Annotated in this window: 12 protein-coding genes and 1 riboswitch; of the genes, 5 read left to right on the forward strand and 7 right to left on the reverse strand. The window is 58.1% G+C overall.

What is annotated here, in order from left to right:
* A riboswitch (cobalamin riboswitch) is annotated at positions 1–125 on the forward strand. This riboswitch is flagged as partial in the annotation.
* Between the two features lie 53 nt (positions 126–178).
* Positions 179–862, forward strand: a complete 684-nt coding sequence (locus E1297_RS08790) for an energy-coupling factor ABC transporter permease (protein ID WP_155136729.1) — start codon at positions 179–181, stop codon at positions 860–862.
* A gap of 72 nt (positions 863–934) precedes the next feature.
* On the opposite strand, the gene E1297_RS08795 is transcribed toward E1297_RS08790, so the two are convergent.
* Positions 935–1,369: an organic hydroperoxide resistance protein gene (locus E1297_RS08795; protein ID WP_155136732.1), complete on the reverse strand. Its 435-nt coding sequence runs from the start codon at positions 1,367–1,369 to the stop codon at positions 935–937.
* 256 nt (positions 1,370–1,625) lie between these two features.
* Positions 1,626–2,624, reverse strand: a complete 999-nt coding sequence (locus tag E1297_RS08800) for an alpha/beta hydrolase (RefSeq protein WP_155136735.1) — start codon at positions 2,622–2,624, stop codon at positions 1,626–1,628.
* 138 nt (positions 2,625–2,762) lie between these two features.
* Here E1297_RS08800 and E1297_RS08805 point away from each other — a divergent pair, with 138 nt between their 5' ends.
* On the forward strand, positions 2,763–3,230 hold the full coding sequence (locus E1297_RS08805) for a MarR family winged helix-turn-helix transcriptional regulator (protein WP_155136738.1): 468 nt from the start codon (positions 2,763–2,765) through the stop codon (positions 3,228–3,230).
* A gap of 70 nt (positions 3,231–3,300) precedes the next feature.
* Here E1297_RS08805 and bla read toward each other — a convergent pair whose 3' ends face one another.
* Positions 3,301–4,203 (reverse strand): class A beta-lactamase, encoded by a 903-nt coding sequence (bla, locus tag E1297_RS08810; RefSeq protein ID WP_196223252.1) that lies wholly within the window; start codon positions 4,201–4,203, stop codon positions 3,301–3,303.
* 151 nt (positions 4,204–4,354) lie between these two features.
* Here bla and E1297_RS08815 point away from each other — a divergent pair, with 151 nt between their 5' ends.
* A complete protein-coding gene (locus E1297_RS08815) occupies positions 4,355–5,227 on the forward strand; it encodes a LysR family transcriptional regulator (protein ID WP_155136745.1) in 873 nt (290 codons plus the stop codon).
* Between the two features lie 115 nt (positions 5,228–5,342).
* On the opposite strand, the gene E1297_RS08820 is transcribed toward E1297_RS08815, so the two are convergent.
* Positions 5,343–6,062 carry a hypothetical protein gene (locus E1297_RS08820; RefSeq protein ID WP_155136748.1) on the reverse strand — a complete coding sequence of 240 codons (720 nt, stop codon included), beginning with the start codon at positions 6,060–6,062 and terminating at the stop codon, positions 5,343–5,345.
* A gap of 102 nt (positions 6,063–6,164) precedes the next feature.
* Positions 6,165–6,953 (reverse strand): hypothetical protein, encoded by a 789-nt coding sequence (locus E1297_RS08825; RefSeq protein WP_155136751.1) that lies wholly within the window; start codon positions 6,951–6,953, stop codon positions 6,165–6,167.
* A 488-nt stretch (positions 6,954–7,441) separates the two neighbouring features.
* Here E1297_RS08825 and E1297_RS08830 point away from each other — a divergent pair, with 488 nt between their 5' ends.
* Together E1297_RS08830 and E1297_RS08835 are read left to right on the forward strand one after the other, a co-directional pair.
* Positions 7,442–8,197, forward strand: coding sequence for a DeoR/GlpR family DNA-binding transcription regulator (locus tag E1297_RS08830; protein ID WP_155136755.1), 756 nt, complete (start codon positions 7,442–7,444; stop codon positions 8,195–8,197).
* A 214-nt stretch (positions 8,198–8,411) separates the two neighbouring features.
* Positions 8,412–9,575: a glycerophosphodiester phosphodiesterase family protein gene (locus tag E1297_RS08835; protein ID WP_155136758.1), complete on the forward strand. Its 1,164-nt coding sequence runs from the start codon at positions 8,412–8,414 to the stop codon at positions 9,573–9,575.
* A 197-nt stretch (positions 9,576–9,772) separates the two neighbouring features.
* On the opposite strand, the gene E1297_RS08840 is transcribed toward E1297_RS08835, so the two are convergent.
* Both E1297_RS08840 and E1297_RS08845 read right to left on the reverse strand, forming a co-directional pair.
* Positions 9,773–11,998 (reverse strand): NADP-dependent isocitrate dehydrogenase, encoded by a 2,226-nt coding sequence (locus tag E1297_RS08840; RefSeq protein ID WP_368669500.1) that lies wholly within the window; start codon positions 11,996–11,998, stop codon positions 9,773–9,775.
* Between the two features lie 328 nt (positions 11,999–12,326).
* Positions 12,327–12,950: a hypothetical protein gene (locus tag E1297_RS08845; protein ID WP_155136764.1), complete on the reverse strand. Its 624-nt coding sequence runs from the start codon at positions 12,948–12,950 to the stop codon at positions 12,327–12,329.
* Between the last annotated feature and the right edge of the window lie 251 nt (positions 12,951–13,201).

Raw genomic sequence — 13,201 nt, forward strand, 5'->3', positions numbered from 1 at the left:
GTGGCTGCCCCCGCAACTGTGAGCGGAGAGCGAGGCCCCTGAGTGCCACTGGCCGGATGGCCGGGAAGGCGGGGCCGGGCGAAGACCCGCAAGCCAGGAGACCTGCCATCTCACGCGGCCCTTTGAGGGCAACCGATCAATACCGCTCGCGCACGGAGGGTGCGCAAGGGAGTGCGACATGCATATTGAACCCGGCATCGTGGACGGTGCCAAAATTACCTTGAGCTATGCGACGGCAGCGGCCTCTTTCGGCTTGCTCGGCAAGATGGCGCTCGACACGATCAAAAGCGATGGCGGAGCCGCCGCCCTGATCCTGCGCTCGATTGCAACCACCGTTTTCGTCTTCTGCTTCTTCGAAGTGCTGCCGCATTATCCGGTCGGCGTTTCCGAGGTGCATTTCATTCTCGGGTCGACCCTGTATCTTGTCTTTGGCGCAGGCCCCGCTGCAATCGGCCTTGCGGCCGGGCTATTGCTTCAGGGCGCGTTGGTGGCGCCTTTCGACCTGCCGCAATACGGCATCAACGTTACCACCCTGATCGTTCCGCTGTTTGCCGTCAGCATGCTGGCCAAGCGGATCATTCCCGCCAACACGGCTTATGTCGACGTCAGCTACAAGCAGGCCCTGGCATTGTCGACCGCCTATCAGGGCGGCATTGTGGCCTGGGTGGCGTTCTGGGCGTTTTACGGTCAGGGCTTCGGGGCCGGGAACCTGTCCTCGGTCGGTTCTTTCGGTGTTGCCTACATGCTTGTGGTTCTGGCAGAGCCGCTGCTCGATCTCGCAGTTCTGGCCGGTGCCAAGACGCTTGCGCCGTTTGCGAAGTCGCCGATCTTCTACAACCGTCTGCATCATCGCGCGGCCTGACGGGTTCGCATCATCCCGAAATCGAAGGCGGCCCAAAACGGGCCGCCTTTTTTGTGGTCTTTGACAAGGTGCCTAGGCCGGTTGGGCGGTCTTGATCGTGACCTCGATATTGTCCCGGACCGCGTGGGAATAGGGGCAGATCGTGTCGGCTTCCGCAACAAGGGCCTCAGCCGCATCAAACTCGACGCCGGGAAGGGTGATTTCAAGGGCGACAGTGAGACCGAAGCCCTTGTCCGGGCGCGGGCCGATACCGACGGTGGCTGAGACGGAAGCGCTAGCGGGAACCTTGGCGTGCTGTCCCTGCGAGGCGGCGAATTTCATGGCGCCCAGGAAACAGGCGGCATAGCCGGCTGCAAACAGCTGCTCGGGATTGTTTCCCTGGCCATTGCCGCCGAGTTCCTTCGGCGTGCCGAGCTTGACGTCAAAAGCGCCGTCTTCGGTGCTGGCGTGGCCGTCCCGGCCGCCGGTTGCGGTTGCTGTGGTGGTGTAGAGCGTTTTTACGGACATGATTTGGTTCCTTTTGCATAACTTTGAGATCAGGTCAGGGCGCACAGGCCCAAGGCGGCCAGCAGGACCGGAAGGGACATCAGCTCGAGAATGCGGGGTGCGGGCGCATGCATATGGACCCATTCCTTTTCCTGACACACTTCTTGCAAGGCGCGGTCGCGCCGATGGGCCAGTTGGCCGGTCCGGGGGCATGGGGCTTTCCTTGTTCCGGTGAGTGAACCGGGATGAAAGACGACCCTCCATCCCGATTGGCGCATCAGCTTGCGAAGGCCTTTTTCAATTCGCTTGCTGCCTGGGAAATGGCGGCCCTGGCTGCGGGGGTATCTGCCAGTGCGTTCAGCATCACGAAGTCATGGATCGTGCCATTGTAGCGGGTCGCGGTCACGGTGACACCGGCCTGGGTCAGTTTCCTGGCATAGGCTTCGCCCTCGTCGCGCAGGAGATCGTTTTCGGCGACAATCACGGTGGCGTCCGGCAGACCTTTCAGCTGGTCGACACTGGCACGCAGCGGGAAGGCAAGAACTTCGTCGCGGCGGTCGGCGGGATAGTTGGCTTCAAGGAAATAGTCCATCGCCTTTTCGGTGAGGAACGGGCCTTCGCCAAAGGCTGTGTAGGAGCTGTTGTCCGATATGTCATCGGTGACGGGATAGAACAGAACCTGATGGATCAGTTCGGGGCCCTGGCGCTCCTTGGCCATCAGGGTGACGGCGGCGGCCATGTTGCCACCGGCGCTGTCGCCGGCAACTGCGATCCGGCTGGCGTCGACGCCGAGTGCGTCTGCGTTTTTGGCGACATATTCCGTTGCCGCGTAAGCCTGCTCGTTGTTGTCGGGGTATTTCACTTCGGGCGCGTTGTCGTACTCCACGAAGACAACGGCGGCGCCTGTCTGCGCGGACAGCTCGCGGATCAGGTTGTCATGAGTGTTGCGGTCGCCCATGACCCAGCCGCCGCCATGAAAATACATGATCACCGGCAGTTTGCCATCGGCGCCTTCCGGGCGGATGATCCGGATCCGGACTTCGCCGGTCGGGCCGACCGGGAAAACCGTGTCCTCGGCCATGGTCGCCGCGGTTGCGATTCTTTCCTGCTGGACGGTCGCCAGGACCTTGCGAGCGCCATCATGGGACAGGGTGTAGAGCGGGGTGGCCTCACTCACGATGTCAACGAAAGCCTGTGTCTTTTCTTCCAGGATAGGCTGCGCGACTGCAGATGTCGCCAACAGGGCGGAGGACAAAAGGAAACCGGCGAATTTCATGATCAGCTCCAATGTTATTGCGATAAATGATATCGCGATATCAACTTTCGAAATATGTGGAGGGCATGATCTCTTGTCAAGATATTTTTTATCGCGATATATATTATGGTGATCCGGAGCAAGATGAAAGGAACCGCCATGGCCGTTGACAACCGGGAAAAAACCGTCCCGCCGAGCCTGGATGATCACTTGTGTCTGGGGATCTATTCGGCAGGCATGACGATCCAGCGGCTTTACAAGCCGGTGCTTGACCGTCTGGGGATCACGTATCCGCAGTATCTGGTTCTCAACCTGTTATGGAAACAGGCCCCCCGGACCGTCGGTGGCATGGCCAGTGAGCTTGATCTGGAATCCAGCACGCTGACGCCGCTCCTGAAACGGCTTGAGAATGCCGGGCTTGTGGAACGCAAGCGCAATCCGGAAAACGAGCGGCAGGTATTCATCGATCTGACCCCAGACGGTCAGGCCTTGCGCGGTGAAGCCGGTTGCGTCAGCCAGACCCTGATTGACCATGCCGGTGTGCCGGAAGACGAGATGAACCGGCTGAACAAGGCGCTCCGGGAGCTGAAGCGCAATATCGAGACCATCAGGAGCGGCCGGCAGTAATGCCGACCGCCCGTTTTCGCATATTGTCTGGAATAGCTCTGATTCTCGACAGTGATTTTGCGCTGAAGGCTTAAGGGGTCTTGAGGCCTTGAAACAGGGTTTGTGCCAGTTCCGCAATCATCTCATTGCGCCTTTGCATGCTGGCACCTGCCTCAAGATCGATATAGATCGCCACATAGACGGGCGCGCTTTCAGGCGGCCAGATGGCGGCAATGACCGACCGGGTCTTGTCGCGCCCGGCACCGGAGCGGTCGGCAATCTCCCAAGCCTCGGGCAAATGCGGCCGCAACAGCGCACCCGTTACCTGCCCGCTCTTCATCCAGTCGAGATAGTCCGCGTGTACGCCGCCCGACAGGACCCCGTCCGCGACAAACGTCTTGAAGCTTTGGAGGGCTGCTTTCGGGGTGGTTGTGTCTCGGACTTCGCCCTCTGGCTGAATGTTGGCGTCAGGCTCAAAGCGGTCGATGCGGGTTGTCGTGTCTCCAAAGGTGCGCAGGACTTGGGTCATTGCTTTAGGGCCGCCGACAGCCTCCAGAACAACATTTGCGGCTGTGTTGTCGCTCCATTCCAAAGAAGCCTTGCAGTGTTCCCTGAAGGTCAATCCGGGAGCCCCGATTTGTTTTTCAGTGACAGGGGACCAGCTCACGACTTCTTGTTCCGAAACAGGTCGCCTTGCATCAAGATCGATGCCGCCATTTTGTGCTTTTTGCAGCAAAGCGCCACAGGCAAACGCCTTGAAGGTGCTGTTGAGTGGAAAGCGCTCGTCGCCGCGATGATTGAAAACGTCACCGGATTGGGTATCGAGCACGGACACGCCGATACGGGCACCTTCCCGCTGTTCCATGTTGGTGATTGCGCTGGCCAGTGGTTCCGGCTCGAACGCTTTGGCTGGGGCCGCGAGGGGCAGTGTGGTCAGAAAGAGGGCCAAAGAGGCGGCGCGCGCGCCGCGGCTGGAAGCTTTTAACAAGAACACCGAATGTCTCCAGATTGGTATGTCCTGAAGACCGGTACGTTGGCCACCCGGGCCGGTCTTCTTCGGTGACATGGATAGGGCTGCGGAAAGCCCTCGACAAACAGTCATTATTGGCGTTAGGCATGAGAAAAACTTGGCCTTGGAGGCGCTCATGGACGTATCGCAATTGCCTTTGAATGCGCTGCGTGCCTTTGAGGCTTCGGCCCGGCTGAACAGCTTCACAAGGGCCGGACTGGAGCTGAGGATTTCCCAAACGGCTGTCAGTCATCATGTCAAGGCGCTGGAGCAGCTTCTTGGCGTAACCCTGTTCAAGCGCATGCCGCGCGGTGTCGCGCTGACCGACGAGGGCGAAATCCTGTTGCCGGTGCTAACGGATGCTTTCCGGCGCATGAGCCTGATGCTGACCCAGTTTCAGGCAGGAACCTTTCGTGAGGTCCTGACAGTCGGTGTGGTCAATACCTTCGCGCTTGGCTGGCTTCTGCCCCGGCTTCAGACCTTTTCCAGCAGCCATCCGGATATCGACCTGCGGGTGAAAACCAACAACAACAGGGCGGATTTTCTGGGCGACGGGCTCGATAGTTTCATCCGATTCGGCGATGGCGCCTGGCATGGAGCCGCGGCCGAGCACCTTCTGGAGCCGGGGTTTTCGCCCGTATGCGCCCCGGGACTTGCCAAGACCCTGAAAAAGCCAGCCGATCTGTTTACCCGGCGCTTGCTGCGCAGCTATCGGCGGGACGAGTGGAGAATCTGGTTCGAGTGCGCGGGACTTGATGCGCCGCGTCCCGGGGGCTGGATGTTCGACTCCTCGCCCGTGATGGTCGATGCAGCGGCAACTGGCGCCGGAGTGGCCCTGGTTCCGATTGAAATGTTTCGGCAGGACCTGGAATGTGGCCGGATCGTCCAACCCTTTGAAATGCGTGTGCACTTGGGTAGCTATTGGATCACGTGGCTGCATTCGCGCAAGGAAACCGCAGCCATGCAGATGTTTCGTGAATGGGTTTGTACCGGTGCCCGGGCCGAATGACGCCTTGTCATTCCGCGTGACTTACAAGTGTCGGGATTCGGGGTGTAAGCGCCCGCACAAGGCAGGGAAGCCTTATCAGACCGCGAAACCTGGCGCTCCCCCAGTTATGCCAGCTCTATATCGGTGCGATTTCGGTTCGTATCCTGTCGCCAAGGCGTTCCAGTATCTGTTTGCGAACCTTGCTATAGACATCAAGGTTGAGCACTAGGACCGCGAATTGCGTTGCCATGTCTGCTTGACTGGCCCAGGCCAAAATGCCTGTCGTACCGGTGGTCAGGGAAAAAGAACTTGTTAGCACGCTGAGTTTCGGCTCGCCTTCTTGATCAAGTTCGGACAGGCCAAGCAGATAGATCCCGTTCCCGTCATCGAGCGTATTTGTATTCCAAAGCTGAGCAGCTGCGCTTCCTGCTGGCTGTGCAGTCGCCGCTTCGACAGTTCCTGCCATGAGTTTGGAGGCGCTGCCATATGCTTTGTTGAACGCATTCATTGTTATGCCGGACCAGTCGAAAGGTGCCGTAATTGAGGACGGGGACGTCTTGCTTTCGCTCACAACGGACCACCCGATGCCGGAGAGCGTGTCAAGCATCTTCTTTGTCCATAATTCCGGATTGTGAAACTTGTCCGCAGCCGCATTCGCTGCCAGCTGTCCGAACAAAAAGCTCGCAGCAACATCGGACTTGTCTTGTTGGCTGAGCGAACGGTCAAGCGCCAGCAGCGCGTTTGAATTGACTTCCGAGCTTGAGAAAAGCGTGCGTTCCAGAGGTTCTCCCGATGTGTTTTCGTGGCCTTGCCGTGTTGCCAGCTCAATGCCTGAAATCCCAGAAATGCTTGTCATGCGCTCCCCCGTTTCTCGCGGTTCCAGATAGGCCGCGACAGGAATTTGGATATGGAAGGGGGGCAGCACCCGGCGCCGGATCAGCCCGGGTGCTGCATTGCATCAGCCGAGCGGGATGTCGGCCACAAGTTGTGATGCCTTTTCACCCAACTTGTCGATCACGGCCTGGCGAACCTGGCTATAGACGTCTTCGTTGAGGACAAACCGGTTTGCGGCCCGCTGGATGTTGATGCTTGTGCTGTTCCACGACCACCACAGGAACCGGTAATGGCTGGTGGAGGCATTGAACTGCATCCCGGTGAGGATCATGACCACGTCGTCATTGTCCAGCTTGTCGACCGGCATGATCTGGAAAGTGCCATTGTTGCCATTGCTGGCATGTGCGTCCCAAATGGTCATCTGCTTCGAGTCATCGCTTAGATTGCGAAGACCTTCCATGGTCGCGTTGACCATTGCGATCTCGTCTCCGGTCGCAATGGCGGACAGGATGTTGAGAACAGCTTCGTCCAATTGGACCGTTGAGCCGCCGGAAGTGTAAGTATCAAAAGCGAAGGCAGGTTGGTTCCAGCCAATTTGTCCGAGGACGGTGACATAATTCTTGTACCAGTCCATGGGCTTGGAATAGCGGTCGAAGGCATAGTCCGATGCCAGCTGTGCAAAGAGCGTCGAATTCTTGACGTCGCTTTTGCTTTGCCCTGTCAGGCGTTGCGTGAAAGAGGTTAAACTGCCGGCATTGACTTGTGCACTTTCCACTTCGTCTGCGGACCCAGCCCGGATAACCTGCGGCGAAGCAGCATTCCGTGCCGATCGGATGTTGCGAATCTTTTCTTCCAAATCGGCGTCGGATGGAAGCTGGGTTTCAACAACGGTTCTCGTAAGTTCGGTAAGCATCGTTTCCTCCTCGCAACGTAATTGTTGCTGCTATTAAACAGTGTGCCGTTCTAGATGGCGTTGTATGGACTAAATCAGAAGTTTAATTTTGGTTGTATTTATTAAATTTACACTTTAAAGGAGCAATGCTTACTCAGATTGCATATTCAATGCAACAAGGTATCTTAATTTTAGGAAATTATTATTTAATAAAACGGTAGATTATATTTTTAACTACGTAATACTTTGCGTAGATTCCGATTGAATAAATCTCTCTTTTTAAAATTTATTATATTTCATATTTAGTATTATTCGGCAGGATCAGCGAGTTCGTTGTGTCATGCTTGATCGAGCGCTCGATTTGCGCGTGTGTCATTAAAACTTGCTCCAATGAGCAGAAAACTGTCTCATAAATTCAATAGACTACGCCTATAGAGCAAGCGCTTCGCAAAAGCGTGCAAGGGGCTGTGCCGGCCAGTGGCACGGGTGATCAATCGGGATTGGCGTGAATGACCCGCAAGGAGAAGATACTGGAAATTGCCCAGCACGAAGGCCGTGTGCTGGTCGAGCGGCTGGCGGATGATTTGAGCGTTTCGTCTCATACGATCCGCCGCGACATCAACGCGCTTTGCAAGGAGGCAAAGCTGCGCCGCCTTCATGGCGGAGCCGAGTTCATCGACAGCTCCCGGAACGTGGCCTACGACACCCGATCCGTCCTGAACCTGGAAAACAAGCGGGCGATTGCCGAAAAAGCAGCCGGGTTGGTCCATGACGGCGCCACGGTGTTCCTGTCGGTCGGGACCACTCCGGCCCTTGTCGCGGAGGCGCTTGCAGGCCGGGATCGCCTGACGCTCATCACGAACAATCTGAATGCGGCGATGGCAGCAGCGGCCAATCCGGATCACCGGATCATTGTTCCAGGCGGTGAGGTGCGATTGCCCGACCGCGATTTTGTCAGCGAAACGGCCGTCGGGCTGTTTTCACGATACCGCGCGGATTTTGCGGTTTTCGGTGTGGGGGGAATCGATTCGGATGGCAGCCTGCTGGATTTCCACGAGACGGAAGTGCGCCTGCGCCAGCAAATGCGCCGCAACAGCCGGTGCGCGGTCCTCGTGGCCGATCACACCAAGTTCGGCCGCCGTGCCGCTGCGGTCGGGGGAGACATGAATGATGCGGACATAGTTGTCATCGACTGTTTGCCGGGCCCTGCCTTTGTCCCGGTGTTCAACGAGCTGAGCGCCCAGCTGCTTGTGGCGCAAGCCTGATCAGATCTGAAAGCGGCGACCTGCCTGACGCTTGAAACGGCTTTCAAGCGGCCGGGGGAGGTGTGTCTGCAATCTGAACCTCCGCGGGGCCGCAAGGCAAGACAGCGCCTTGGCGTTTCGCGGGTACGTCCGCCCTTGGGCTTTCGAGCCGGGGCATGCTGCCGGGCCGGCCCGGTGGTGAATTTGAACCGATCATGCATGAGGGTATCGGAAAATGACAAAAGTCATCGCGCACCGGGGATCTTTGCCCGGCGAGGAAAACACACTGGACGCTTTTGAAATCGCATTTGATTGCGGGGCCGACATGGTCGAGTGCGACCTGATCCGTACCCGCGACGGGGTTTTGATTGCCTCTCACGATCTGAACGGCCTGAATGAGCGCGACTACTCCTCTTTCACCGAAGAAGAAAAGCTGCGCTACCCGACCTTTGAATCCATGATCGAACTGGCCAAGCAGAAGGAAGCGGAAACCGGACGGAAAGTCGGGTTTCTTGTCGAAACCAAAGGCTATGACACCTACGATGCGGCCGGGGTCAACCTTCCTGCCGAAGTGATCCGGACGATGGCGGAGCACGGCGTCGATCAGGATGCCTGGGCCTATCAGGACTTTTCCGCCGAAGCGAATGCAAAAGCCCATGAAGCAATGCTCGAACTGGGCGTCGACTACGACATCTATCAGCTCGGCTTCCTTCCGCCCAGTTCCGACCAGCCGGACTATATCGACGGCGTGGCGATCTCGGACTGGTTCACGACGTCCGGCCGGATCGAGGATTATCACGAACAGGGGCTGGAAGTGTTCACCTGGACCGTGGAAGACAACAACTCCTGGGCAGAGAACGCGATCAACCGGTATGCGGATCGCGGTGTTGACGGCGTTATCCTCGACTGGACGGATTTTGGCCGTCAGACAATTGATGCCAGGTCCGGTCTTGTGACCGACTTCGGAACCGAAGCTGCCGACATCTTTGAACTGGGAGCTTCCGATGACAAGATCTATGCTCAGGAAGGCGACGACACCATTCTGGCAGGAGCTGGAAACGATATCCTGTTCGGCGATGCCGGGAACGATATCCTGGACGGCGGAACAGGGGATGACCGGCTGACCGGTGGCGGCGATGATGATATCCTCACCGGCGGTTCTGGCGCTGACAGCTTCGTGTTTCTGACGAGCGGGTCCGGCAGCGATGTTGTAACGGATTTCGACGCCTTCGACATTGTCGAATTTGGTCTCGACCTGTTCAACAGCTTTACCGACGTCGTTGCGTCCGCGTTTGAAGTCGGTGCCGATACGCTGATCGAGATCGACGATTCGAGCTGTGTTCTTCTGCAGGACGTTGCGCTGTCGAGCCTGAACAGCGACGATTTCCTGTTTGTTTAAGGACCGTCAAGAGTGACCGCACCCCTGTCCCGAACCGGGCAGGGGTGTGCCGACTGGGCGCCGAACGAAGAACCGGTGATGCTGTTTGTAAGGTGATTGATCGGCTCACCGGTTTGGCGGCCATGCAGACGGTTCAAAAGGCAAGAAAAAAGGGCGGCCGGGGCCGCCCTTTGTGTTTTCGAACCGGTCAGACCGGTTTAGCCGATGATGCCGTTCAAGGTCGCGCTCGGGCGCATGACGGCGTCGACCTTGGCTTGCGGTGCGTGATAGTAGCCGCCGGTGTCTGCCGGAGATCCCTGAACACCAATGAGTTCGGCAACGATCTTGTCTTCGTTTGCCGTCAGCGCTTCGGCGACCGGAGCAAACTGGGCCTTCAGGTCCGCGTCCTTGTCCTGAGCGGCCAGTGCCTGGGCCCAGTAAAGCGCGATGTAGAAGTGGCTGCCGCGGTTGTCGAGGCCGCCGACCTTGCGGGACGGTGACTTGTTGTTGTCGAGCAGCTGGCCGATTGCCGTGTCGAGCGCTTCTGCCAGCACGGCGGCCTTTGGGTTGCCCTTGGCATTGGCAAGGTGCTCCAGAGAGGCGCCGAGCGCGCAGAATTCGCCGAGCGAATCCCAGCGCAGGTAGTTTTCTTCCTGAAGCTGCTGAACGTGTTTCGGCGCCGAGCCGCCGGCACCGGTTTCAAACAGGCCGCCGCCATTCATCAGCGGAACGATGGAAAGCATCTTGGCAGACGTTCCGACTTCAAGGATCGGATAAAGGTCCGTCAGATAGTCGCGCAGCACGTTGCCGGTGATGGAGATCGTGTCCTCGCCACGGGCGATCCGCTCGGTCGAGTATTTGGCAGCGTCGGCAGGCGCCATGACCTTCAGGTCCAGACCGGACGTGTCATGGCCGGGCAGGTAGGCGTCGACCTTCTTGATCAGTTCGGCGTCATGGGCGCGGGACTTGTCCAGCCAGAAGACACCCGGCATGCCGGACAACCGGGCGCGGGTGACACCGAGCTTGACCCAGTCGCGGATCGGAGCGTCCTTGGTCCGGCAGGCGCGCCAGATGTCGCCGGTCTCCACACCATGCTCGAGCAGGGTTTCGCCGCTTGCGGACACAACCCGGATCGTGCCGTCGGCAGGGGCCTTGAAGGTTTGCGGGTGCGAGCCGTATTCCTCGGCCTTCTGGGCCATCAGGCCGACATTCGGCACGGTGCCCATTTTCGCCGGGTCAAGCGCGCCGTTTTCCCTGCAGAAATCGATGACGGCGGAGTAGACACCGGCATAGGAACTGTCCGGGATCACGCATTTGGTGTCGGCTTCCTTGCCATCCGGGCCCCAGCCCTTGCCGCCCGCGCGGATCACTGCCGGCATCGAGGCGTCGATGATGACGTCGGAGGAGACATGCAGGTTGGTGATGCCCTTGTCGGAGTTCACCATGTACATGGCGGGGCCGTTGTCGAGGGCCGCCTTGATGTCGGCTTCAACTTCCTTACGCTTGTCCGCCGCAAGCGTTGCCACTTTGGCTTCCAGATCGCCGATGCCGAGATCCGGATTGACGCCGAGTTCGGCAAAGGTTGCTGCGTGCTTGTCGAACACGTCCTTCAGGAACACCTTGACGCAATGGCCGAAGATGATCGGGTCGGAGACCTTCATCATCGTGGCCTTCATGTGCAGCGAGAACAGGATGCCCTGTTCCCTGGCGTCCCGGATTTCCTGTTCAAGGAATGCGGACAGGGCCTTGACGTTCATATAGGTGGCGTCGATCACGTCGCCTTCGTCCAGCGGCCAGTCGCCCTTCAGCGTTGTGGCGGCCCCGTCCCGAGCAATGAACTCGATCCTGGCGCTGCCGGCTTGCGCTGCCTGGACGGTGAGCGACTTTTCGTTGGAGCTGAAGTCGTTTTCGCCCATGGTCGCGACATGTGTCTTTGACGAGGATGCCCAGGCACCCATCCGGTGCGGGTGCTTCCTGGCGTATTCCTTGACGGCCTTTGGTGCGCGGCGGTCGGAGTTACCCTCGCGCAGGACCGGGTTCACGGCAGAGCCCTTGATCGCGTCGTATTTCGCCTTGACGGTCTTGTCCGCGTCCGTCTTCGGCTCGGCCGGGTAGTCCGGCAGCTTGTAGCCCTGCGCCTGTAGTTCCTTGATCGCCGCGTTCAGCTGAGGCTGGGAGGCGGAGATGTTCGGCAGCTTGATAACATTGGCATCCGGCTGCTTGACCATTTCGCCGAGTTCGGCAAGATCGTCGGACTGCTTCTGGTCATCGCTCAGATACTCGGGGAAGCTTGCAAGGATGCGGGCGGCCAGCGAAATGTCCCGCGTGCCGATTGTCAGGCCTGCGGCCTTGGTGAAGGAACGGATGACCGGCAGGAAAGAGGCGCTTGCCAGTTCCGGTGCTTCGTCGACCTTGGTGTAGATGATGTCGGCCATGTGTCTCACATTTCCTGATGTTCGAACGGTGGTCGGTCCGGGCCGTGACAGGCCCGTCTGGAATGGAATGGCTGAGTGTATACAATTGTACGCAATCAAATACCAGCCCGCTTTGCGAACCGTGCGGCCGTTCTATCAAACAGGGTGGAAAACACAATTGTGGAAGCGGTCATCTCCTTTGCCGTGGTGTCGCGATAGCAGCCGGGTAAGCGCATGTTCCGGAGCGCAGACAAAACACCATTACGGAGGCGAAACAAATAACAAAGAGCCATGGTTCGTGAAAGTGCTCCACGAACCATGCTCTGATGTGTCCGGCCGCCGTGGCGTGGCGTTCGGCCTATGCTCCCGCTGTCTTTAGTTTAGGCCGGCTTGCATCGCGGTCGCTGGCGGTATGCGGTGGCCGGATGGCGGTTCCGAGCGTTGTCACCATCTCGATCTGGGAGAAATCCTTGCCTTCTTCTTCGTAGTACTGTTTTGCGCGGTAGTAGAAGTAATAGGGATCCTGATACATGGTGATCTTGGGATGCTCGCCCGGTTCGGTGATTTCGCTTGGAGAGCGGTCGACGAACAAAAACCCGCTGCGCATATTGGCGACCATCAGGACGGGTTCTTCACTGATGACCTCGACGGTATGGGTGACCCCGGGATATTCCAGAATGAACGTTCCAGGCACCATGATCTTGCTGCCTTCTTCCGTGTAACGCCACTTGCCCTGAAAGGTGTAGGCGAAGGTCTGGCCGCAGTGATAGTGGGTGTGAATGCCGCCCGCCGCCAATTGGAAGAGAAGGGTCATTTGATTGCTCTGGCAATCAAGGCACAGCGGGTAGAAGTAATCATCCTTCATCGACCAGGGGATCATGTCCTCTTTCTTGATATCCGGGATCTGGATGTAGACGTCATCGGACGCAGTATGAATGGCTGGAATGTCGCGAGTGAGTTCAATCTTGAGTGAATTCGACATGATAAAGTCTCCGTCCTGAAGAGTGAGAAATCGAAAGCAGGCAACGCAGGTCTGGCCTGAGTTTTACAGATTTAAAGTACCGTACGGTACGGTACCAATACTAAGCTAGGTGCTGTGTTCAGGCGCTTCAAGTCCGGGAACCGTTTTGATGCCCCAAAATGCCGTCAGAACATTCCGCGGCGCGTCCCGCGTACCAAGCGCGCCCGGCACGATTTGCAAGATCGGATAACGTATAAAATTTTTCGCACATT

This window comes from Roseibium sp. RKSG952, assembly GCF_009711355.1.